Raw genomic sequence first — 21,727 nt, forward strand, 5'->3', positions numbered from 1 at the left:
CCGCAGCGCTTCAAGCTGCGGCTGCCGCCTGCTCGTCCCTCTGCCGCTGGACCTCGCGACGCTTCGTCACGATGGACGCGCAGATGACGCCGACGGCGACCACGCCGATCAGGATCGTGCAGATGGCATTGATTTCCGGCGTAACGCCGAGCTTCACCTGGCTGTAGATCAGCATCGGCAACGTCTTGGCGCCGGCACCGGAGGCGAAGGTTGCTATCACCAGATCATCGAGCGACAAGGTGAGTGCGAGCACCCAACCGGAAAAGACGGCTGGCGCGATGATCGGCAGCGTCACCTCGAAGAAGGTGCGCACCGGCGGTGCGCCAAGATCCATGGCCGCCTCCTCGATCGAGCGATCGAAGGTCAGGAGGCGGGATTGCACGACGACGGCAACGAAGCACATGGTCAGGGTCGTATGTGCCATGACGATCGTCCAGAAGCCGCGGTCGACGCCTGAGGTGACGAAGAGCAGCAGCAGCGACAAGCCGGTAATGACGTCAGGCATGACGAGCGGCGCATAGATCATGCCCGAAAACAGGATGCGGCCGCGAAAACGCGTATAGCGAACCAGCGTGATTGCCGCAAAAGTGCCGAGAACGGTGGCGATCGTCGCCGAGAGCAGCGCGATGCGCACGGTCAGCCAGGCGGCGTTCAGCATGGTGTCGTTGCTGAAGAGATGCACGTACCATTGCGTCGAGAAACCGCCCCAGACGGTGACGAGGCGCGAGCTGTTGAAGGAGTAGATCACCAGCAGCAGGATCGGCAGGTAAAGGAAGGCGAGACCGAGCGTGACGGAGACGATGTTGAAGCGGGACCAGCGGATCATCGGTTATCTCCCCTTCTCATCGGCTTTGGCCTGGAAATGCTGGAAAAAGACGATCGGTACCACGAGAACAAGAAGCAGGATGGTTGCCACCGCCGAGGCCAGCGGCCAGTCGGTATTACTGTAGAATTCCGTCCAGAGCACCTTGCCGATCATCAGGGTTTGCGACCCGCCGAGCAGATCGGGGATGACGAACTCGCCGACCGCCGGGATGAAGACCAGCATGCAGCCGGCGACGATGCCGGGAATCGAGAGCGGAAAGGTGACGCGCCAAAAGGCGCCGATCGGCGTACAGCCGAGATCCTGCGCCGCCTCGATCAGCGTGCCGTCCATCTTTTCCAGCGACGAATAAAGCGGCAGCACCATGAAAGGCAGGTAGGAATAGACCATGCCGATATAGACGGCGGTATTGGTGTTCAGGATGACGAGCGGCTCGTGGATGATGCCGAGCCCCATCAGCAGCTGGTTCAGGAGGCCCGTCGTGCTCAGGATCGACATCCAGGAATAGACGCGGATCAGAAAGCTCGTCCAGAAGGGCAGGATGACCAGCATCAGCAGAGTCGGCCGGATCGTGCGCGGCGCCTGCGCCATGCCGTAGGCGATCGGATAGGCGATGATAAGCGTCAGAAGCGTCGAGATGCCGGCGATCTGCAGGCTCTCGATATAGGCGTTCATGTAAAGGGGGTCGCCGGTCAGCCATACGTAGTTGTCGAACGACATGGTCTGCAGTTTGTCCCACCAGTCGCCGAAGCTGTCGCTCCAGGCAAAGGACGGGTCATAGGGGGGCACCGACAACGCCTTTGTCGACAGAGAAATGCGGAAGACGATGAGGAAGGGCGCGAGAAAGAAGAGCAGCAACCAAGCATAGGGAACGATGATGACGAGGCGCTGATAGATAGAGGAACCGAGCGCTCTCATGGTCAATCCTTCAGCAAAACGCCGGCATTTTCGTCGAAGGAGACCCAGACGTCCTGGTCGTAGGCGAAGGGCTCTTCCACGGCGCGAACCGCATTCAGCGACGATGCCTTGACCACCTGTCCGCTCTTCAGTTTGACATGGAAGACGGTCATGTCGCCGAGATAGGCAATATCCCATATTTCGCCTTCGGCGGCATTGACCGAGGCATTGGCCGGCGGGCGCGGCGATACCCTGAGCTTCTCCGGACGGATGGCGAGGCTGGCGCGGCTTCCCGCCGACGGCGTCTCACCGGAAGCGGAACGCACCGTGAAGCCGGCATCGACCGATATCTCGACAATGCCCGATTGCGCCGACGTCACATTGCCGTCGAGGATGTTCACATCGCCGATAAAGTCTGCGACGAAGCGGCAGTTGGGCGCCTCGTAGATCTCGGCCGGCGTTGCCACCTGCACCACCTTGCCGTGGCTCATGACCGCGATACGGTCGGCCATGGTCATCGCCTCTTCCTGGTCGTGGGTCACGACGACGAAGGTCAGCCCCAGGCTTTGCTGCAGATCCATGAGTTCGAACTGCGTCTCTTCGCGCAGCTTCTTGTCGAGCGCACCAAGGGGTTCGTCGAGCAGCAGCACCTTCGGCCGCTTGGCAAGCGAGCGGGCGAGCGCCACGCGCTGACGCTGGCCGCCGGAAAGCTGGTTGGGCTTGCGCTTGGCAAACTGTTCGAGCTTCACGAGCTTCAGCATCTGCCCGACGCGATCGTCGATCTCGGCCTTCGGCATGCCGTCCTGGCGCAGGCCGAAGGCTATGTTCTTCTCCACCGACATATGTGGAAACAGCGCATAGGACTGGAACATCATATTGACGGGGCGGCGATAGGGCGGCGTGCCGGCAAGATCCTGGCCATCGAGCACGATCTCGCCGGTCGTCGGCTGTTCAAAGCCTGCGAGCATGCGCAAAAGCGTGGACTTGCCGCAGCCCGATGCGCCGAGAAGGGCAAAGAATTCGCGGTTGTAGATATTCAGGGAGAGGTCGTCGACGGCGGTAAAATCACCGAACTTCTTCGTCACATTCTTGAAGGAAATGTAAGGCTTGGCCGAAGGATCGGTCCAAGGAGCAAAGGAACGCCGGATATTACCGAGTGACTTCATTATCTATCCCCAAATGGACGCCCGGATGGGCTTTCCGAAAGCATTTCCGCATTCCCCACGGAAAACCGCTGCGCACTTTTCCCGGAAATGCGTTGGCGCCCGGCTGTTCCCCTTCCCGGCGCGCTCGTGATTCCTAACCTTACCCTCATAAGGAAAGGCCCGGACGTTGCCGTCCGGGCCGCTTCGAATTATTGGCCTGTCGTGACCTTTGTCCACAAGCGCGTCGCCACGCGCTGCGTTTTTGCGTCCCAAGGCGTCAGTGTGTACAACTTCTCGCGGACCGCATCGGTCGGATAGACGGCCGGATCTTCCAGTACGTCCTTGCTCACGAACTGCTGCGATGCCTTGTTGCCGTTGGCATAGGCGGTGAAGTTGCTCGCCTTGGCGATGACTTCCGGCTTCATGATGTAGTTGAGGAAAATATGCGCCTCTTCGACATGCGGCGCATCGGCGGGGATCGCCATGACGTCAAACCACATCTGCGCGCCCTTCGTCGGGATCGAATAGCTGATGTTGACGCCGTTCTTGGCTTCGGTCGCGCGATTGCGGGCCTGCAGCACATCGCCGGAATAACCGAAGGCGATGCAGATATCGCCATTGGCGAGCGCATTGATGTATTCGGAGGAGTGAAACTTGCGCACGAAGGGCCGGATCGACGTCAAAAGCTCTTCGGCCTTCTTGAAGTCTTCCTGCTTGGTCGAATTCGGGTCGAGGCCCAGATAGCGCAGCGCGGCCGGGATGACGTCCGTCGGCGAATCCAGCACATAGATGCCGCAATCCTTGAACTTGGCTGCCACCGCGGGATCAAAGATCACGTTGATATCGGGTGCCTCGTCGGTGCCGAGGATCTGCTTCACCTTGTCGACGTTGTAGCCGACGCCGCTGGTGCCCCACATATAGTCGATGGCGTATTGATTGCCGGGGTCGTAGGTCGCGATGCGCTGCTGCACCGTATCCCACATGTTGGAGATATTCGGCAGCTTGGACTTGTCGAGCTTCTGAAAGACGCCGGCCTTGATCTGGCGTTGCAGGAAGTAGGCCGTCGGGACGACGATGTCATAGCCGGTCTTGCCGGCCAGCAGCTTGGTTTCCAGCGTCTCGTTCTGGTCGAAGGTGTCATAGACGACCTTGATGCCGGTTTCCTTGGTGAAATCCGCCAGGATCGAATTATCGATATAATCCGACCAGTTATAGATATTGACGACCTTGTCTTCGGCGTGAGCGACCGTCGCCAGCGAAACGACCGCGAAAGCCGTTGCTGCAAGCCGTGCGAACATGGACTTCATAGTCTCTCCTGTTTTGTTCAAGGGCATCCAGGCGATACCCAACCCTCTGTTTTTCCCGTTAGACTAGAAAGGAAATCGGAAGGCGACAAGGGGAAAAAGCAAGCCATCACGAGCTTTAGCGGATTGGCGGAAAACGACGGATTCCTCATTAGGGCACGCCGGCGAGATCGCTTGCACGCGATTGTGAACGCCGCGGTCGCTTCTCGCGTGAATGCGGATAGCAGCTTTGCTAACATCGCAGCGCCTCACGTCAGGAATAGCCTCACGCCTGCTTCCCAAGCCCTCCCGGCGGGCAATCCTAACCCATAATTCAAGGGTGCATCATGCAGTATCAAAAATTCGGCAATACCGGTCTTAGCGTCTCGCGCCTATGCCTGGGCACGATGACATTCGGCCTGCAGATCGAGCAGGAAGACATCGCCCATGCCATTCTCGACAAGGCGACCGATGCCGGCGTCAACTTCATCGACACTGCCGACGTCTATCCGCTTGGCGGCGGCGAGCAGCTTGCCGGCCGCACCGAAGAGATCGTCGGACGTTGGCTGAAGGGCAAGCGCGACCGCTTCATCGTCGCGACCAAGGCGGTCGGAAAGGTCGGCCCGTCTCCCTGGGATCAGGGGGCATCGCGCAAGCACCTTCTCGATGCGATCGACGCTTCGCTGCGGCGTCTCGGCACTGACTATGTCGACCTTTACCAGCTGCATTCGGACGATCGCGAAACACCGATCGACGAGACGCTGGAGGCGCTCGATGTCATCGTGCGCTCGGGCAAGGCCCGCTATGTCGGCGTATCGAACTTCCTTGCCTACCGGCTGGCATTGGCGCTGGGCCGGGCCGATGTCCTGCGCACCGCCCGCTTCGTCTCGGTGCAGCCGCGCTACAATCTCTTGTTCCGTCAGATCGAGCGCGAACTGTTGCCGCTTGCCGAAGAACAACACATCGCCGTCATCCCTTATAACCCGATCGCCGGCGGTCTCCTCACCGGCAAGCACAAGCATGACGAAGCACCAACCGAAGGCCGCTTCAGTGCGCAGTTGCGCAGCGCCGGCACCAACTATCTGCAACGCTACTGGCACGAGCGCGAATTCGCGACGATCGAGAAGCTGCGCGGTATCGCCCAAGAAGCCGGCCAGTCGCTCACAAAGCTCGCCGTCGCCTGGGTGGCCGCCAATCCGGTCATCACCTCGGCCATCATCGGCGCAAGCCGCCCCGATCAATTGACGGACACGCTCGCCGCCATCGATCTGAAGCTCGATCCGGAGCTGAAGGCGAAGCTTGACGAAGCCACTGTCGAATATCGCTGGGGTGACGCGGCTCGCTGAAGAGGCGCGAACCGGCGGCAAACTGCCGCCGGTCCTTTCACAGATAGGTTGGGCGCTTGCCGGCAAAGAGCTCGGCATGGCTTTTCAACAGCTTGGCCATGCGGTCGACCACGGTGCGGATTTCCCGGCGATGGCGGTCGGCATTGTTCATGACGATCCATTGCCGGTGGCGCAGCTCCGAGATTTCCTCACCCACCCGCTCCAGCCGCGGCTCCTGATCGCCAACGAAGCAGGGGAGCACGGCAATGCCGGATCCGGCGAGCACCAGATCGTACAGTGAGCGGGGGCGGCTGACGGTAAAAGCGATTTCCTCGCGCTTGTTCTGGTGTGGCCAGCGCAGATAGGCCGAGATCGCCTCCTCCTCCGCCACCGCGATCCAGCGCGGCGGGCCGGAAAAGCGCATGTTGCGGGCCTGATAGGCGGCATAGGCGACATCGCCGGTCTTGATCGCCGCGAGATTGGTCTCCTCCGGCTCGAAGGCGCGGATGCCGATATCGCTTTCGCGATGGGCAAGGCTGGCGCGGCGTTCACCCAGATGCAGGTCGATCCGGAAGCCGTCCCTCTCCGAGCAGATCGTCGGCATGTTCTGGCTGAGCAGCCAGCCGACCCATGTGCCGGCCGCTATACGGACGATCGAAGCGCCTTGGGCATCGCGCTGCCAGCTATCGACCTTGCGGGCGGCGGCTTCCATCTCCAGCAGCTGATCGAACAAGGCCTGACCGTCGCCCGTCAGTGCATAGCCCGCCTGGCTGCGCTCGAACAGCGGGCGTCCGATCTGCCCTTCCAGTTCCAGCATTCGCCGGCCGATCGTTGCCGGGCTCAAGCCGCTGGAAGCGACGGCGCCGGTCAAGCCGCCACCGCGGGCGACATCGAGAAAAAGCCTATAGGAATCCCAGGTCGTATTTTTCATAATTGAAAAACATAAGGCGAAAATAGCTGTTTATAAAGAAAATTCTGATGTGTAGTTGAAGGGATGCCTCACAGGAAGGAGACATCTCATGACAGAAAGCATGGCTCTGGCGAAAGCCATAGAAATACAAAGCCTGGCGCGCGAAGAACAATGGCGCCACAACGAGGACCTGTTCTATCTCGACTATGGGATCGAGCCACCGCGCCTCTTCATATGGATCGGACGGATGTTTGCGGCTTTGAACACCCTTTACAAAGCAATGAAAAAGGCGGACCAGCCGGAAATCGGCCAATCCGCCTGCGATAGCAATGATTACTGCGGTCAGGCCGCCTGCTCGCGCATGTAGCCTCCGTTGTAGCCCGCCTCGATCTTGAACTGCAGAATGAGGTGCAGCAGGGCATCGGCTTCGCCGGCGAGTTCTCGGCTCGCCGCCGTCGTCTCTTCCACCATGCCGGCGTTCTGCTGGGTCATCTGGTCCATGTGGTTGACCGAGGAATTGACCTCCTGCAGGGCGCTGGCCTGATCGTGGCTGGCGCGGGCAATCATTTCCACATGTTGGCTGATCGTCACGATCTGGCTGCTGATCTGCGCGAGGACCGAGCCAGCCTCCTGCACGAACTGCGAACCGGAATTGACCTCCTCGGTCGACTTGTTGATGAGCCCCTTGATTTCCTTGGCGGCAGCGGCCGAGCGCTGTGCGAGTTCGCGCACTTCCATGGCGACAACGGCAAACCCCTTGCCGGCCTCGCCGGCGCGAGCGGCTTCGATACCGGCATTGAGCGCCAGAAGGTTGGTCTGGAAGGCGATCTCGTCGATGACGCCGATGATCTGCTCGATCTTGCGGGATGCATCTTCGATGCGCGTCATCGCGTCGATGGCGTTACCGACAACGACGGAGCTGTCATCGGCGCTACGCTTGGCTTCGCGCACGATCGCATCCGCATCCTTGGCGCGTTCGGCGGACGAACGAACGGTGACGGTGATCTCGTCGACGGCCGCGGCGGTCTGTTCGAGAGAGGCAGCCTGCTGCTCAGTGCGCTTCGACAGATCCTCGGCGGAAGCCGCCATCTGCGCGCCGTTGCTCTGGATCATCTCGACATTGCTGCGGACCTGGCTCAGCGTCTGCTGCAGGCGAGACAGCGAACTATTGAAATCCTGACGGAGCTGCTCGAGGCGGCCGATGAAAGGCGTCTCAATCGTTGCCGAGATATCGCCCTGGGCAAGACGCTCCAGACCAGCAGCAAGCTCGCTGACGGCATAGTCGATCTGACGGTCGAGTTCGCGCTTTTCGGCGTCGTTGCGCTGGCGCTCATGCTCCGCGGCGGTGCGTTCCTCGTCGCTCTGCTCCTCGATGCGGATCTTCGAGATGGCGTTTTCCTTGAAGATGCCGAGGGCTCTCGCCATGTCACCGATTTCGTCGCGGCGCTGTTCGCCGGAGATCGAAGTCTCCAGCATGCCGTCGGCAATGCGGCGCATGGCAGCGGTGATCTGGCCGATCGGGCGCTGCAGGGTCAGAACGAGCGCGATGCCGCCGGCAACCGAGAGAATAATGCCGAGTGCAGTCGCCAGGATGGATATGGAATTTGCCTGGTTGCGCTCGCTGCCGGCGCTCTGCTTCTGCGTCTCGGCGAAGGCGGTCAACTGACCCCAGACCTGATCGAGCTGCTGGCGGGCGCTGGCATATTCGCCGATCCGCTGGTTGATCGTATCGACAAGCTTGCCGCCGGCGTCATCCATGGATTTGATGGCGGGACGAATGGCCGTGTCGATGTCGCCGGCAAAATCCATGCTCTTGGCGCTCTGGTTCAGCGTATCGATATCGCCGCCGAGCTTGGAGACTTCCTGGCGCAGGCGGACGAGATTGTCCTTGTTCGTATTGGCGTTGAAATCGGCCAAAACGAGCTGCAGCGAATAGATCGAGTCTTCAAGGCGGCGCGTATCCTGCAGGACCGAATTCGTCTGCGCGACGCGGGCATCGAGGGACACGAAGGTCGTGGTCGCCTGGCGCATCATCTGCGTCGCCGCAAGCTGCGTATAAGTCGAGGTCTGGCGGAAGCGCGAGAGCAGCCGGCTGATGTTGGCAACGGTATCGTCCGTCGGCACATCGGTGCTTTCGGTGAAGGCCGCAAGATCCTTGATCGTGCCCACCAGCGACTGGACGACGCTCTTCTGGTTCTGTGGCAGTGCAAGGTCGATGGAGCGCTGCGCCTTGTTCAGATCCGTCAAACGATCCTTGAGAAGCTTGACCTTGTCGGCCGGGGTCGCTGCCTTGTTAAAGTCTTCCGCAACGGAGCTCAGCATATCGCCGCCCTTCAGCAGGCGGTCGGCGGAGCGCAGCGTGGAGGTCGCGTCCGCCTGATCCTGGCGCATCCGGTCTTCCAGCTGCTGGCTGTTGAAATTGACGTTGAAACGGGCACTGATCAAAGCGCGCTGCGCGTCGTCGATCGTCTTGCGGAGCGAGAGTTCCTGTTCGTGCAGCGACCACAGCCTGCCGACAAGATTGGACATGTCGGCGGTCTTTGCTATCGCGTCAGTCAGATTGTCGCGACCGTCCGCATCTGCGCCGAGCTGGCCGAGAGTGGCATTCAGCACGCTCTGCTGCGACTTGATGTCCTCATAGAGCTTGTCGCGCTGCTGTGTGTTGGTGATACGCAGGAAGTCATCCATCGAACCATAGAGGTTCTTGAACCCGGTCAGGGACTGCAGGACGCTGTTGGAGATCTCCATGCGGCCCTGAAGCAGACCCGACGCATAAAGCCCGGTGAGGCCTACGGCGGAAATGCTGATGACGAACGGCAGGACGAATATCAGAACCTTCGTCTTGATGTTGAAACGCGACAATATCTTGTCAATGAACATTTTGGCCCAGACCTCTCACACACCGCTCCCCCGTCGACGCCGCCTCGGCGCTGACCGGATGTATAACCATCGTTCTTGAAATATCTGCAGGCGGGGTTCCCGAGTATAAGTCAGGAAGCAATCATTGCTTCGGCTCTAGCTTGCAGTAGAGCACCCCAAGAAATCGATTGGGATTGTCGGTGTGATTAATTAATTTTCAGATAAGGGTGTAGTGTGACCCGCAACATACAATCAAACGCTGAAAAGCGGATGACGATACCTATTCCTTTGCGCGAGCCAAGGCCGCCGCTTCGCGGCGGCGAAGGACAATGAAAGCGGCCGAGATCAGAAGCCGCGTACAGTAAGGTAGGCGATGCAAGCGGCTGTCACGCCGGTCGCCAACATCAACAGTCTTGCCGCCAAAAGCTTGGCGTTGTCACGGGTCTGAGCGATTGCAATGGCGCGAGCGCGACGCTGTGTTCTGTTCATGAGTATATTCCCATTTTCGCACTGACACGATAACCGGCAAATGGTGTGTTCGGCAACTGCCAATGTATTCACTAATAATGTAGGAAAGGAAAACGCGAGAAACAGAGGCGGGTTCCATTTTCTCAGGGCGCCGGCAAGCCCCTGAAATGGCAGTTCAAGCGGCCTCGCCGGCCACATGGCCCGATGCCCAAGCCCATTGGAAATTGTAGCCGCCGAGCCAGCCGGTCACGTCGACGCATTCGCCGATGAAGAACAGGCCGGGAATGGCCCTTGCCTGCATCGTCCGCGAATCGAGGCAAGCCGTGTCGATACCACCCAGCGTCACCTCGGCGGTACGATAGCCTTCCGAGCCCGATGGCTTGACGGACCAGGCCTGTATGGCTGCCGCGAGCTGCTGCAGGCGCTTGTCGGATAGATCGGCCATGTTGCCGGAGATGCCTTCGCTCTCGACGACATGCTGCGCCAGCCGCTTCGGCAGGATTTCCGCAAGTGCCGTCTGCGCCGATTGCCGACCGTTCGCGTGCTTTGCCTTTTTGAGCAGCGCGAGGATATCGATATCAGGTTCGATCACCACCGTGATGTCTTCCCCTTCGCGCCAATAGGAGGAAATCTGCAGGATGGCCGGACCGCTGAGGCCGCGATGGGTAAAGAGCAGCGCTTCGCGGAAGGATGTCTTGCCATGGCGGATCTCGGCGGGCGCGGCAATGCCCGAAAGCGGCGCGAGGCGCTGCAGCAATTGCGGATCAAGCGTTAGAGGTACGAGACCCGGACGCGTTTCGACCAAAGGCAAGCCGAACTGCTCGGCTATGCGGTAGGCAAAACCCGTTGCGCCCATCTTGGGGATCGACTTGCCGCCCGTGGCGACGACCAGCGAGGATGCTTCGAAAGCGCCTTCGGACGTGCTGACGCGATAGCCGCCGGCACTTTGCTCGATGTCGCCGATCTCCGTACGCAATCGCAGCTGCGCGCCGGCTGCCCGCATCTCGTCCATCAGCATGCGGATGATGTCCTTGGCGCTATCATCGCAGAAGAGCTGGCCGAGCGTCTTCTCGTGCCACGCGATGCCGTGGCGCTCGACCATGGCAATGAAATCCTGAGGCGTGAAGCGGGCGAGCGCCGATTTGGCGAAATGCGGATTGGCGGACAGGAAGTTCTTCGGGCCGGCATGGATGTTGGTGAAATTGCAGCGGCCGCCGCCGGAGATTCGGATCTTCTCGCCCGGCGCTGCGGCATGATCGAGCACAAGGACGGACCGTCCGCGCTGGCCGGCGCGGATGGCGCACATCATGCCCGCCGCACCCGCACCGAGGACGATCACATCATATCTGCCAGCCACGCTTCAGCCCTTCATTCTTCGCCGCGCTCTCTCGTCATTTTTCCATCATACGGCGAAAGTCCGAGCGGTTTTCCCCCTCGCCAATTGGCAAACTGCAGTTATGATGCACTCACCGATCAACCCAAATACGGTGTTTTATGCCCGCGAGAAAGACCCCGCTGAAAGCTTCCATACCCGTCTCGAAAGCCCCTATGGTACCTCCTGGTCTGAGATCGGCTCGCGGCGTGGCAAACTGGAAGGAAGCGGCTCAATGGCTGCGGGCACGCGGGATCGAGGACATCGAATGCATCACCCCAGACCTTGCCGGCGTGCCGCGCGGCAAGATGATGCCGACCTCGAAATTCACCTCCAACACCTCGCTGGCGCTGCCTTCGGCGATCTATCGCCACACGATCTCCGGCGAATATCCCGAGGAGACGGAGAGTTTCCGCTACGAGCCGCGCGACAGCGATCTCAAGCTCGTGCCGGATCTTTCGACACTTTCGGTTGTACCCTGGGAAACCGATCCGACTGCCCAGGTGATCTGCGATATCGTCAATTCCGAGGGCCAGGAAGTCTCCTACACGCCACGCAACGTCCTGAAGCGCATCATGGGGCTCTATCGCGATCGCGGCTGGAAACCCGTGGTGGCGCCCGAAATCGAATTCTATCTCGTCGCCAAGAATGACGATCCCGACTATCCGCTGCATCCGCCGAAAGGCCGCTCCGGCCGTTCTATCCTCGGCGGCCAGGGCTATTCGATCGCCGGCATCAACGAATTCGACGAGCTGATCGACGACATCTATCATTTCTCGGAGAAGCAGGGTCTCGAGATCGATACGCTGATCCATGAAGAGGGACCGGCGCAGCTGGAAATCAACCTGCGCCACGGCGACCCGATCGAACTGGCCGACCAGGTATTCCTGTTCAAGCGCACGATCCGCGAGGCAGCGCTGAAGCACGGCATTTATGCGACCTTCATGGCCAAGCCGATGCAGAGCCAGCCGGGCTCGGCAATGCACATCCATCAGTCGGTCGTGAACATCGAGACCGGCAAGAACGTCTTCACCAATCCGGACGGCAGCCCTTCGCCCGAGTTCTTCCATTTCATCGGTGGAATGCAGCGCTTCGTGCCGAATGCGCTTGCCATGCTCGCGCCCTATGTGAACTCGTATCGCCGGCTGGCGCCCAACATGTCCTGCCCGGTCAACAATGCCTGGGGCTACGACAACCGCACCACCGCCTTCCGCGTGCCCGTCTCCGACCCTCAGGCGCGGCGCGTGGAAAACCGCCTGCCGAGCTCGGACGCCAACCCTTATCTGGCGCTTGCCGCCTCGCTGGCCTCGGGCCTTCTCGGCATCATGAAACAGGTGGAGCCGACGGCGCCGACGGAAGATTCGGCCAATGAAGGCTCCATCGATCTGCCACGCGGCCTTCTGGAAGCGATTGCGCTGATGGAGGACGAGCCGGCCTTCGAGGAGGTTCTCGGCAAGGATTTCATCGATATCTATGCCGGCGTCAAACGCGGTGAATTCGAGACCTTCATGCAAGTGATCAGCCCGTGGGAGCGGGAATTCCTTCTGCTCAACGTGTGAGGGAGATCGCCCATGACATTGCAGGAAACATGGCAGAGCCCGATTGCGCCGGGTCTTTCCTTCTATCAGGCGACCGTCGGCCCGCGCGCGCGCTATCCAAAGCTCGATGGCTCGCGTCAGGCTGACGTCGCGATCGTCGGCGGCGGCTATACCGGCCTTCAGGCCGCCTACAACCTCGCCAAGGGTGGTGTCGACGTCGTCCTGATCGACGCCAACCGTTTCGGCGATGGCGCCTCCGGCCGCAATGGCGGACAACTCGGCACCGGCCAGCGCTGGTGGCCCGAAGAACTCGAAGAGAAAATCGGCTATGAGCGCTCGAAAGCCCTCTTCGATCTGGCCGAAGATGCCAAGCGCCACCTTCTCGACTTCGCGTCGGAGCATGGCATCGACATCGATTTCCTGCCTGGCCAGATGAATGTCACGCACAAGCGCAGCTACAAGCGCGACTATATGGACAGCGCGGAAATCGCGGCGACCCGCTACGGCTATCCGCACATGTCGTTCATGGATGAGGCCGAAACCCAGGAACGGCTGGGTTCGCAATTCTATCTCTATGGTGTCCGGGACACGGGTACTGGCCATATCCATCCGCTGAAACTGCTCATCGGTCTTGCCCGCGTCGCGGCCGAAGCCGGTGCTTCGCTCTTTGAAATGACCAAGGCGAAGGGCTTTCGCCAAGCGGGCGGCAAGACGATCATCGAGACGGATGGCGGAGAGATCACGGCCGATCGGGTGCTGATCGCCTGCAACGGCTATATCGGCGACCTTGAGCCGGTGACATCGAGCCATGTCATGCCGATTCGCTCCTTCATCGGCGCCACCGAACCGCTCGATGAGTTTCCGGCCGTGCTGCCCGGCAACGAGGCCGTGGCCGATTCGCGATTCGTCGTGCGCTATTTCCGCAAATCGAAGGACGGGCGACTACTGTTCGGCGGTCGCGAAGCCTATACGGCAGACAATCCACGCGACATAACGCAGCACATCCGCCGGCAGATCACGGAAATCTACCCGGCTCTCGGCGATATCAACATCGATTATGCCTGGGGCGGCTCGGTCGGCATCACCATGCCGCGCCAGCCCTTCGTGCGCGAGGTCATGCCGGGCGTCACCTCGATCGGGGGCTATTCCGGCCATGGGGTGATGCTGTCAAATTATTGCGGTAAACTCTATGCGAAAACAATTCTCGGGAATGCGGACGAACTTCATCTCTTCAAGGAGCTGAACGTCCCGCCCTTCCCCGGCGGTGCGCGCATGCGGGCGCCTCTGCTGTTCCTGGCGCTCTCGTGGTTTGCGTTGCGCGACAGGTTTTGAAAACCGGAAGATGATTTCTTCCGCCGGCGATCCGCTCTAAAAAGCCGAGTCTGAATTTTGCGATGCACACTGGCCTTTTTAAATCGATTAGATTAAAAGGGGCCTCAACCAAGACCGATTGAGAGATAGCTCATGAGCAGCCAAATCATTCCCGTTGAACCATTTGATTATGTCGTTTTCGGCGGCAGCGGCGACCTTGCCGAGCGCAAGCTCCTTCCCGCTCTTTACCATCGTCAGGTCGAAGGTCAGTTTTCCGAACCGACCCGCATCATCGGCGCTTCGCGCAGCGCGCTTTCCAACGAAGAATACCGTAAGTTTGCCGACGCCGCTCTCAAGGAACACCTGAAGAAGGGCGAATATGACGACGCCGAAGTCAAGAAGTTCCTCGCTCGCCTGTTCTACGTGCCGGTCGATGCCCGCAGCGATGCCGGCTGGGATCAACTGAAGAAGCTCCTGGACGAAGGCAAGGAGCGCGTGCGCGCCTTTTACCTCGCCGTCGCTCCGGGCATTTTCGGCGATATCTCGCAGAAGATCCACGATCACAAGCTGATCACCAAACAGACCCGCATCGTCGTCGAAAAGCCGATCGGCCGCGACCTCGCATCCGCCCTGCAGCTCAACGACACGATCGGCAAGGTCTTCAAGGAAGAGCAGATCTTCCGCATCGACCATTATCTCGGCAAGGAAACCGTGCAGAACCTGATGGCGCTGCGCTTTGCCAATGCCCTCTATGAGCCGCTCTGGAACGCCAACCATATCGACCACGTGCAGATCACGGTGGCGGAATCGGTCGGTCTCGAAGGCCGTGCCGGCTATTACGACACCGCCGGCGCGCTCCGCGACATGGTGCAGAACCATATCCTGCAGCTGCTTTGCTTGACGGCGATGGAAATCCCCTCCTCCATGGATTCGGAAGCCGTTCGCGACGAGAAGCTGAAGGTTCTGCGCGCGCTGAAGCCGATCGACGCTTCGAACGTCGAGCAGGCGACGGTTCGCGGCCAGTACCGCGCCGGCGCTTCGGCCGGCGGCCCGGTCAAGGGCTACCTCGACGAGCTGGAAGGCGGCGTTTCCAACACCGAGACCTTTGTCGCCATCAAGGCCGAGATCGGCAACTGGCGCTGGGCCGGCGTTCCCTTCTACATCCGCACCGGCAAGCGTCTTGCCGGCCGCGTGTCGGAGATCGTCATCACCTTCAAGCCGATCCCGCACAATATCTTCGACCAGGCCGCCGGCCGCATCGTCGCCAACCAGCTCATCATCCGCCTGCAGCCGGACGAAGGCGTCAAGCAGTCGCTGATGATCAAGGACCCAGGCCCGGGCGGCATGCGCCTGCGCAACGTCTCGCTCGACATGAGCTTCGCGTCCGCCTTCAACGTCCGCAATCCGGACGCCTACGAGCGCCTGCTGATGGACGTCGTCCGCTCCAACCAGACGCTGTTCATGCGCCGCGACGAAGTGGAAGCGGCATGGGAATGGGTAGACCCTATCCTCAAGGGTTGGGAAGCAACCGGACAGCAGGTACAGGGCTACACCGCCGGCACCTGGGGTCCGAGCCAGGCCATTGCGCTCATCGAGCGTGACGGCCGCACCTGGCACGACGATATCTAATCTGGGACGATAACGATGACAGCGAACATGCATGCTTTTGCCAATGGTGCCGAACTCGCCGGCAAGCTCGCAGACAAGGTAGCCGAGACCCTCTCGGCCGCCATCGCGACGCGCGGCTCCGCAAGCATCGCGGTCTCCGGCGGCTCGACGCCGAAGGCCTTCTTCCAGGCGCTGTCATCGCGCTCGATCGACTGGGGCAAGGTAACGGTCACCCTCGTCGACGAACGGTTCGTGCCGGCTGACAATCCGCGCTCGAACCATCTGCTCGTTCAGGAAAACCTGTTGAGGGACAAGGCGGCAGCCGCCAAGTTCCTCCCGCTCTATCAGGCTGCGGCCTCCGTCGAGGAAGCCGCAGTCATCGCCACGGAAGAAACCAAGGCTGTCGGCCATCCCTTCGATGTCGCCATCCTCGGCATGGGCAATGACGGCCACACGGCGTCGTTCTTTCCGGGCGGCAGCAACCTCAAGACCGCACTCGATCCGAACACCCCGCGCGGCATCATCACGATGGAAGCGGAAGGTGCCGGTGAGCCGCGGCTGACATTCACCTTCTCCAGTCTTCAGGATGCCCGATTGCTGGTGCTCCATATCGAGGGAGAAGGAAAGAAGGATGTTTTGGCCAAGGCCGAAGCGTCCGGCGAAGAAACCGAGATGCCGATCCGCGCCATGCTGCGCCGGGCGGCTTCGCAGGTCGAAATTTATTGGGCTCCGTGACACGGCCGTCGGGCCTCGTCATCGAACCCTGAATGACACAGCAACATGTGCTGCGCCATGTGCCCTAGCGGGCGCAACGGCAGAGCATTGACTTTTGGACCCCGCGCCACGCCCGCTACCGAGACAGATCTTCGGGCATTGCGCAGAACAGACGGAGGCAGATCGACCATGGCCGCTGACGCCCGCATTTCCAAGATTACCGCACGCATCGTCGAGCGCTCGAAGCCGACGCGCGAACGCTATCTGGACCGCCTGCGCAATGCCGCAACCAGGGGCGCGCAACGTTCCGTGCTCGGCTGCGCCAACCTTGCGCACGGCTTCGCCATCTGTTCCCCCTCCGAGAAAGACGCACTGGCGGGAGACCAGGTGCCCAATCTCGGGATCATCACCTCCTATAACGACATGCTCTCGGCGCATCAGCCCTTCGAGACCTATCCGGCCATTATTCGCCAGGCGGCGGCCGAAGCGGGTGGCATCGCCCAGGTTGCCGGCGGTGTGCCGGCCATGTGTGACGGTGTCACGCAAGGACAGCCGGGCATGGAACTCTCGCTCTTTTCGCGCGACCTGATCGCTATGTCGGCAGCCGTCGGCCTGTCGCACAACATGTTCGATGCTGCCGTCTTCCTCGGCGTCTGCGACAAGATCGTGCCGGGCCTTGTGATCGCCGCCCTCTCCTTCGGCCATCTGCCCGCCGTCTTCATTCCTGCCGGTCCGATGACCTCGGGCCTGCCAAACGACGAGAAATCGCGCGTGCGGCAGCTCTATGCCGAGGGCAAGGTCGGCCGCGCCGAGTTGCTCGAGGCGGAATCGAAGTCCTATCACGGCCCCGGCACCTGCACCTTCTACGGCACGGCGAATTCGAACCAGATGCTGATGGAAATCATGGGCTTCCACATGCCGGGCGCTTCCTTCGTCAATCCCGGCACGCCGCTGCGGGAAGCCCTTACCCGCGAAGCGACCAAGCGTGCGCTTGCGATTACCGCCATGGGCAATGAATTCACGCCAGCCGGCGAGATGATCGACGAGCGCTCGATCGTCAACGGCGTCGTCGGCCTGCATGCGACCGGTGGCTCGACGAACCACACGATGCACATCGTCGCCATGGCGCGCGCCGCCGGCATCGTGCTCACCTGGCAGGATATTTCCGAGCTTTCCGACATCATCCCGCTGCTCGCCCGCGTCTATCCGAACGGGCTTGCCGACGTGAACCATTTCCATGCCGCCGGCGGCATGGGCTTCCTCATCAAGGAACTGTTGAAGAAGGGGCTGCTGCACGACGACGTGCGCACCGTCTATGGCCAGGGCCTCAACGGCTATTCCATCGACATCAAGCTCGGCGCCGATGGCAATGTCGTGCGCGAGCCGGCACCGGACAAGAGCCACGACCCGAAGGTGCTGGCAAGCATCGACGCGCCTTTCCAGAGCAATGGCGGCCTGAAGATGCTGCGCGGCAATATCGGCAAGGCAGTCATCAAGATCTCCGCCGTCAAGCCGGAGCGCCACATCATCGAAGCGCCCGCCGTGATCTTCCACGACCAGCTGGAGATGCAGCAGGCCTTCAAGGACGGCAAGCTGAACCGCGATTTCGTCGCCGTCGTCCGCTTCCAGGGACCGAAGGCCAACGGTATGCCGGAGCTGCACAAGCTGACGCCGGCGCTCGGTGTGCTGCAGGATCGCGGCTTCCGCGTGGCGCTTCTGACCGACGGACGCATGTCGGGCGCATCGGGCAAGGTTCCGGCCGCAATCCATGTGACGCCGGAAGCTGTTGACGGCGGCCCGATCGCCCGCATCAGGGAAGGTGACATGATCCGCATCGACGCGATCGCCGGCACGCTTGAGGTACTGGTCGATGCTGCCGATATGGCCGAGCGCGAGCCTGTGGTCGTCGATCTCTCGGAGAACGAGTTCGGCATGGGACGCGAGCTCTTTGTTCCTTTCCGCCACGCGGCAGGGCCGGCGGATCAGGGCGCGAGCGTCCTGTTCCGCCACTGAGGTTGCCCGCCGAATACTGGCAAGGCTGCATCGAAGGCTGATTAAGGAGCCTTCGATGCCATTGTTTCTGCATTTGCCGGAGCCTTGTCCGTCCATGCCGGCGGGAGGCCGAGGCGTGCTCCCACGAAGCCCTTCACGCCCGGTGACTTCCCGAATACCTTGCAGGCATCATACTTGGGTGCGCGGCCGACGAGCGCGGCCAGCTTCGCCCGGGAAGGGAACGAGGGCGTCGCTCCGAACGGCGTCTTGCCCTTGACCAACATCTTGCTGAAATCGCCTCCGAATTTGGCGGCGAGGCTATAGGCATCCCCTTCCTTGGAGATGGTGCCCGAATCAAGAAATGCGTTTGCACCGCGTCCCCAGATCATCACAGCCCTCTGCACGCCTTGGGGATTGAGCGCCTCCGCCTCAAGGGAGAGGCTGCCCATGCCGATGGGAATGCGGGGAACAGGAACGGGTACACCCGGCAACAACACACTCTTGCCCACGGATGCGACCTTCGAGACACCGACAGCCGTCGCATTCGTCGCCTTGACCTGCGTCACCACGGCGCGAACGGTCAGATCGGCCGGCTCGGACAGGCCGACGACGACGAAGCGTTCACTCAATCCGGAGCAAAGCGCCCTGTCGACGGCATTGGTCACGAGGTTACGCTGCTCCGGCGTGAAAGCGGCACTTTCAGCTCGCATCGAAAAAGCCGTCGGAATGATCTTCACCGTCTTCGCCGCAAGAACATCGTCCCTGCTCACCCGAAGAAGTGAATGCGCGACCAGCCCGTCCGATCGGGTCAAGCCGTCATAGGAGCGCAAGGACCCTGCCCGATCCAGCGGCGCCGCGGCGCAGCCCGTCAACAGGCTCAGCAGAAGAGCCATCGACCAAATATTGGGCCTTAAGCGGCTTTCGGCAGCATATGGACCATAGGTCCCACTTTCATCGTGATTTGAGATTGTATTGGCTGGCATTGATATTTGTGCTCCTGCACCGGGTTATGAACTTTCAGCATCAACATTAAATATCGCACTTAGTGTAAAAATTAATATTGGCTACTTTGCGGCAACCGATGGGCGAGACGAACAAATTGTTTCGCTGGGAATAGAGGTCGCCGGAAAGGAACCCCAGGGCACGCTCATGATTTGAGTGGCGGTACGACTCGTGCCACAATGGACTGATGCAAGATGCACCCCCAAAGCCGGAAGGCCTGCGCGAGCAAAAGCGGCGCGTGACATTTCAACGCATAGCGGAAGCCGGAATGAGATCCTTTCTGACGAAGGGATATCAGGAAACGACGATCGACGAGATTGCGTCAGCGGCCGGAATTTCCCGGCGAACCTTCTTCTATTACTTCAAAAGCAAGGATGACATTCTTCTGGCGCATCAGCGCAGATACATGGACGCGCTTCGGGCGAGCATCATGGAAAATGCATCAGCCGGGCGACCGGTCGCCGTTGTTCATCAAGCGATCCGGGGACTTGTGGCCCGCCTTGAGGTGGAAGCACCGCGGCTTCTTGAGACAGCCAAGCTGCTCCGTCAAAGCGAAATCCTGCGGTCCCGCTCGCGAGGCAACTCTCTGCAACTCGAACAAATCGCCTATCAAGCCCTGTGCGAGCTGTTCCCGACGAAGGACCAGGACGGTCTGCGGCTGGTTTCGATGATTGCAGTGAGCCCTTTGCGCCTGTCGGTCGACAAATGGCTGCAGGAAGATGGCAGGCTGTCGCTGATTGAGTATCTTGAGGATGCGCTCGAAAAATGGCGGACGGAAATCTGATCCGTCAGCCGAGTGATCGCTCCAACATGTTTCCTGTGGCCGTTGATCAGGCCCTGATGTCAAGCACGCGGTTTTTGTGGGCCGGATGCGTGCTGTAGACGAAGATCTTGTTCATTTCCTTCTCCGTGAGGAGACGCAGGAAACGGACCTCGACCGTATTGTTGGAGAAGACCTTCATCAGCACGCAGCCGACTTTGGTGATGCGGGCGTCGGGAATATCCAGATAGAACTGCTTCGGCAGATTATACTGGGTGAGGATTGCGAGAACCGCACTGCTCTGCGAGATGCGGATAATATCGCAGCGGCGGGACGCAAGGTTCATCACGCCTTTCTCGGTGTATTCAAGGCGCGCCGCGTTCATCGTATCTTCCATGCGGAACCGCACTTCGCGGTCATACATGAAGGATTCTTCTTTGTTGAGAAAATGCTGACCTGAATTAGCTCTGCCGAACGCGGCCATCTTAGTAAACCCCTGGGGTATATTATGATGGTAAGACTAGCAGCGGGTCTTTAACAGAAGGTTTGAACGCGCCGGCCCAAGATGAATTTTATTGTTCATTTTTACTTGAGCCGGCGACATCCCGTAAGCGGCTACTTGCGATAGGAATGACCGCTGGCGTCGAAGAGATGCAGCTTCTGCCGGTCGGCCGTAAAGCGCATCTTCTGGCCGCGATGGATATCGGCAATACCGGGGATCTTGACGATGATCGGCTCGCCATCGACCAGGCCTTCGATATAGAGCTGCGTCACCTCGCCGAGCGCCTCGACGATGGAGACCTCGCCTTCGAAGAGATAATCGTCACCGGTCGCAAGACGCAGGTCTTCCGGACGCACGCCGAAGCTCGCCGTCTTGCCCTTTTCGGAGGTCTCGGTCGGCACATCCAGCGTCACGGCCTTGCCACCCGTCAGCGTCACGGTCGTCGTCGCGCCTGTCTCGGTCACTGTCGCCGGAATGATGTTCATGGCCGGCGAGCCGATGAATTTTGCGACGAAGAGATTGGCCGGGCGCTCGTAGAGCTCAAGCGGCGCACCGACTTGCTCGACACGGCCGGCCGACAGCACGACGATGCGGTCGGCGAGCGTCATGGCCTCCACCTGGTCGTGGGTGACGTAGATCATCGTCGTCTCGGGCATCGAGTCGCTGAGCTTGGCGATCTCGATGCGGGTCGCAACGCGCAGGGCGGCGTCGAGATTCGACAGCGGCTCGTCGAACAGGAAGACCTTCGGATTTCGGCAGATGGCGCGGCCGATGGCGACGCGTTGGCGCTGACCACCCGAGAGCGCCTTTGGCAGGCGCTCCAGATATTGGGTGAGCTGCAGGCTTGCCGCCGCCGCGCGGACACGACGGTCGATCTCCTGCTTGCTTTCGCCTGCAATGCGCATGCCGAAGGCCATGTTGTCGTAGACGGTCATATGCGGATAGAGCGCGTAGGACTGGAAGACCATGGCGATGCCGCGCCGCGACGGCGGCACTTCATTCACCTTCTGCCCGGCGATCATCATATCGCCGGCCGTGATGCTTTCCAGTCCGGCAATCATCCTGAGCAAGGTGGACTTGCCGCAGCCGGAGGGGCCGACGAAGACGATGAACTCGCCCTCGTTGATCTCCAGATCGATGCCGTGCAGCACATGCACGCTGCCGTAGGATTTCTTGATATCCTTCAGAACAAGTCCAGTCATTATGCTCCCTCCTCCC

Annotated in this window: 20 protein-coding genes; 9 read left to right on the plus strand and 11 right to left on the minus strand. The window is 60.5% G+C overall.

The window, feature by feature from the left end; all coding sequences use genetic code 11:
- Nucleotides 1-10: 10 nt before the first annotated feature.
- From GA0061100_RS26015 to GA0061100_RS26030, 4 genes are all read right to left on the minus strand, one after another.
- Complete coding sequence (locus GA0061100_RS26015; RefSeq protein WP_075855716.1) at nucleotides 11-826, minus strand: ABC transporter permease subunit; 816 nt, start codon at nucleotides 824-826, stop codon at nucleotides 11-13.
- A 3-nt stretch (nucleotides 827-829) separates the two neighbouring features.
- Nucleotides 830-1,741 carry an ABC transporter permease subunit gene (locus GA0061100_RS26020; protein WP_075855717.1) on the minus strand — a complete coding sequence of 304 codons (912 nt, stop codon included), beginning with the start codon at nucleotides 1,739-1,741 and terminating at the stop codon, nucleotides 830-832.
- Nucleotides 1,742-1,743: 2 nt separating this feature from the next.
- Nucleotides 1,744-2,886 carry an ABC transporter ATP-binding protein gene (locus GA0061100_RS26025; protein WP_075855718.1) on the minus strand — a complete coding sequence of 381 codons (1,143 nt, stop codon included), beginning with the start codon at nucleotides 2,884-2,886 and terminating at the stop codon, nucleotides 1,744-1,746.
- A 188-nt stretch (nucleotides 2,887-3,074) separates the two neighbouring features.
- Complete coding sequence (locus GA0061100_RS26030) at nucleotides 3,075-4,163, minus strand: polyamine ABC transporter substrate-binding protein (RefSeq protein WP_244557954.1); 1,089 nt, start codon at nucleotides 4,161-4,163, stop codon at nucleotides 3,075-3,077.
- A 332-nt stretch (nucleotides 4,164-4,495) separates the two neighbouring features.
- On the opposite strand from GA0061100_RS26030, the gene GA0061100_RS26035 reads away from it, so the two are divergent.
- Nucleotides 4,496-5,494 (plus strand): aldo/keto reductase, encoded by a 999-nt coding sequence (locus tag GA0061100_RS26035; RefSeq protein WP_075855720.1) that lies wholly within the window; start codon nucleotides 4,496-4,498, stop codon nucleotides 5,492-5,494.
- A gap of 37 nt (nucleotides 5,495-5,531) precedes the next feature.
- Here GA0061100_RS26035 and GA0061100_RS26040 read toward each other — a convergent pair whose 3' ends face one another.
- Nucleotides 5,532-6,404 carry a LysR family transcriptional regulator gene (locus tag GA0061100_RS26040; protein WP_075855721.1) on the minus strand — a complete coding sequence of 291 codons (873 nt, stop codon included), beginning with the start codon at nucleotides 6,402-6,404 and terminating at the stop codon, nucleotides 5,532-5,534.
- Between the two features lie 88 nt (nucleotides 6,405-6,492).
- On the opposite strand from GA0061100_RS26040, the gene GA0061100_RS26045 reads away from it, so the two are divergent.
- On the plus strand, nucleotides 6,493-6,750 hold the full coding sequence (locus GA0061100_RS26045; protein WP_075855722.1) for a hypothetical protein: 258 nt from the start codon (nucleotides 6,493-6,495) through the stop codon (nucleotides 6,748-6,750).
- Here the strand turns inward: GA0061100_RS26045 and GA0061100_RS26050 are convergent.
- The 3 genes from GA0061100_RS26050 to GA0061100_RS26055 form a co-directional block, all read right to left on the minus strand.
- On the minus strand, nucleotides 6,726-9,263 hold the full coding sequence (locus tag GA0061100_RS26050; protein WP_075855723.1) for a methyl-accepting chemotaxis protein: 2,538 nt from the start codon (nucleotides 9,261-9,263) through the stop codon (nucleotides 6,726-6,728). The genes GA0061100_RS26045 and GA0061100_RS26050 overlap by 25 nt on opposite strands.
- Before the next feature lie 324 nt (nucleotides 9,264-9,587).
- A complete protein-coding gene (locus tag GA0061100_RS34925; protein ID WP_167376544.1) occupies nucleotides 9,588-9,731 on the minus strand; it encodes a hypothetical protein in 144 nt (47 codons plus the stop codon).
- A 154-nt stretch (nucleotides 9,732-9,885) separates the two neighbouring features.
- A complete protein-coding gene (locus GA0061100_RS26055; RefSeq protein ID WP_075855724.1) occupies nucleotides 9,886-11,067 on the minus strand; it encodes a BaiN/RdsA family NAD(P)/FAD-dependent oxidoreductase in 1,182 nt (393 codons plus the stop codon).
- A gap of 137 nt (nucleotides 11,068-11,204) precedes the next feature.
- On the opposite strand from GA0061100_RS26055, the gene GA0061100_RS26060 reads away from it, so the two are divergent.
- From GA0061100_RS26060 to edd, 5 genes are all read left to right on the plus strand, one after another.
- Nucleotides 11,205-12,641 carry a glutamine synthetase family protein gene (locus GA0061100_RS26060; RefSeq protein ID WP_075855725.1) on the plus strand — a complete coding sequence of 479 codons (1,437 nt, stop codon included), beginning with the start codon at nucleotides 11,205-11,207 and terminating at the stop codon, nucleotides 12,639-12,641.
- A gap of 12 nt (nucleotides 12,642-12,653) precedes the next feature.
- Entirely contained in the window at nucleotides 12,654-13,952 is a 1,299-nt protein-coding gene (locus tag GA0061100_RS26065) for an NAD(P)/FAD-dependent oxidoreductase (protein WP_075855726.1), read from the plus strand.
- Nucleotides 13,953-14,084: 132 nt separating this feature from the next.
- The gene (gene zwf / locus GA0061100_RS26070; RefSeq protein ID WP_075855727.1) at nucleotides 14,085-15,560 is read left to right on the plus strand and encodes a glucose-6-phosphate dehydrogenase; all 1,476 of its coding nucleotides are present in this window, start codon (nucleotides 14,085-14,087) and stop codon (nucleotides 15,558-15,560) included.
- A 15-nt stretch (nucleotides 15,561-15,575) separates the two neighbouring features.
- The gene (gene pgl / locus GA0061100_RS26075; RefSeq protein ID WP_075855728.1) at nucleotides 15,576-16,274 is read left to right on the plus strand and encodes a 6-phosphogluconolactonase; all 699 of its coding nucleotides are present in this window, start codon (nucleotides 15,576-15,578) and stop codon (nucleotides 16,272-16,274) included.
- A gap of 168 nt (nucleotides 16,275-16,442) precedes the next feature.
- Nucleotides 16,443-18,266: a phosphogluconate dehydratase gene (gene edd / locus GA0061100_RS26080; protein ID WP_075855729.1), complete on the plus strand. Its 1,824-nt coding sequence runs from the start codon at nucleotides 16,443-16,445 to the stop codon at nucleotides 18,264-18,266.
- A 41-nt stretch (nucleotides 18,267-18,307) separates the two neighbouring features.
- Here the strand turns inward: edd and GA0061100_RS26085 are convergent, their stop codons facing one another.
- Nucleotides 18,308-19,138, minus strand: a complete 831-nt coding sequence (locus GA0061100_RS26085) for a DUF3313 domain-containing protein (protein WP_244557948.1) — start codon at nucleotides 19,136-19,138, stop codon at nucleotides 18,308-18,310.
- 79 nt (nucleotides 19,139-19,217) lie between these two features.
- Between GA0061100_RS26085 and GA0061100_RS34495 the strand changes: the two genes are divergently transcribed.
- Nucleotides 19,218-19,403 carry a hypothetical protein gene (locus GA0061100_RS34495; RefSeq protein WP_143525535.1) on the plus strand — a complete coding sequence of 62 codons (186 nt, stop codon included), beginning with the start codon at nucleotides 19,218-19,220 and terminating at the stop codon, nucleotides 19,401-19,403.
- A gap of 31 nt (nucleotides 19,404-19,434) precedes the next feature.
- On the plus strand, nucleotides 19,435-20,031 hold the full coding sequence (locus tag GA0061100_RS26090) for a TetR/AcrR family transcriptional regulator (RefSeq protein ID WP_075855731.1): 597 nt from the start codon (nucleotides 19,435-19,437) through the stop codon (nucleotides 20,029-20,031).
- Between the two features lie 46 nt (nucleotides 20,032-20,077).
- Here GA0061100_RS26090 and GA0061100_RS26095 read toward each other — a convergent pair whose 3' ends face one another.
- Nucleotides 20,078-20,431 carry a hypothetical protein gene (locus tag GA0061100_RS26095; RefSeq protein WP_075855754.1) on the minus strand — a complete coding sequence of 118 codons (354 nt, stop codon included), beginning with the start codon at nucleotides 20,429-20,431 and terminating at the stop codon, nucleotides 20,078-20,080.
- A 191-nt stretch (nucleotides 20,432-20,622) separates the two neighbouring features.
- On the minus strand, nucleotides 20,623-21,711 hold the full coding sequence (locus tag GA0061100_RS26100; RefSeq protein ID WP_075855732.1) for an ABC transporter ATP-binding protein: 1,089 nt from the start codon (nucleotides 21,709-21,711) through the stop codon (nucleotides 20,623-20,625).
- Nucleotides 21,712-21,727: the final 16 nt, after the last annotated feature.

Source organism: Martinezella hainanensis (genome assembly GCF_900094555.1).
GTDB classification, from domain to species: domain Bacteria; phylum Pseudomonadota; class Alphaproteobacteria; order Rhizobiales; family Rhizobiaceae; genus Rhizobium; species Rhizobium hainanense.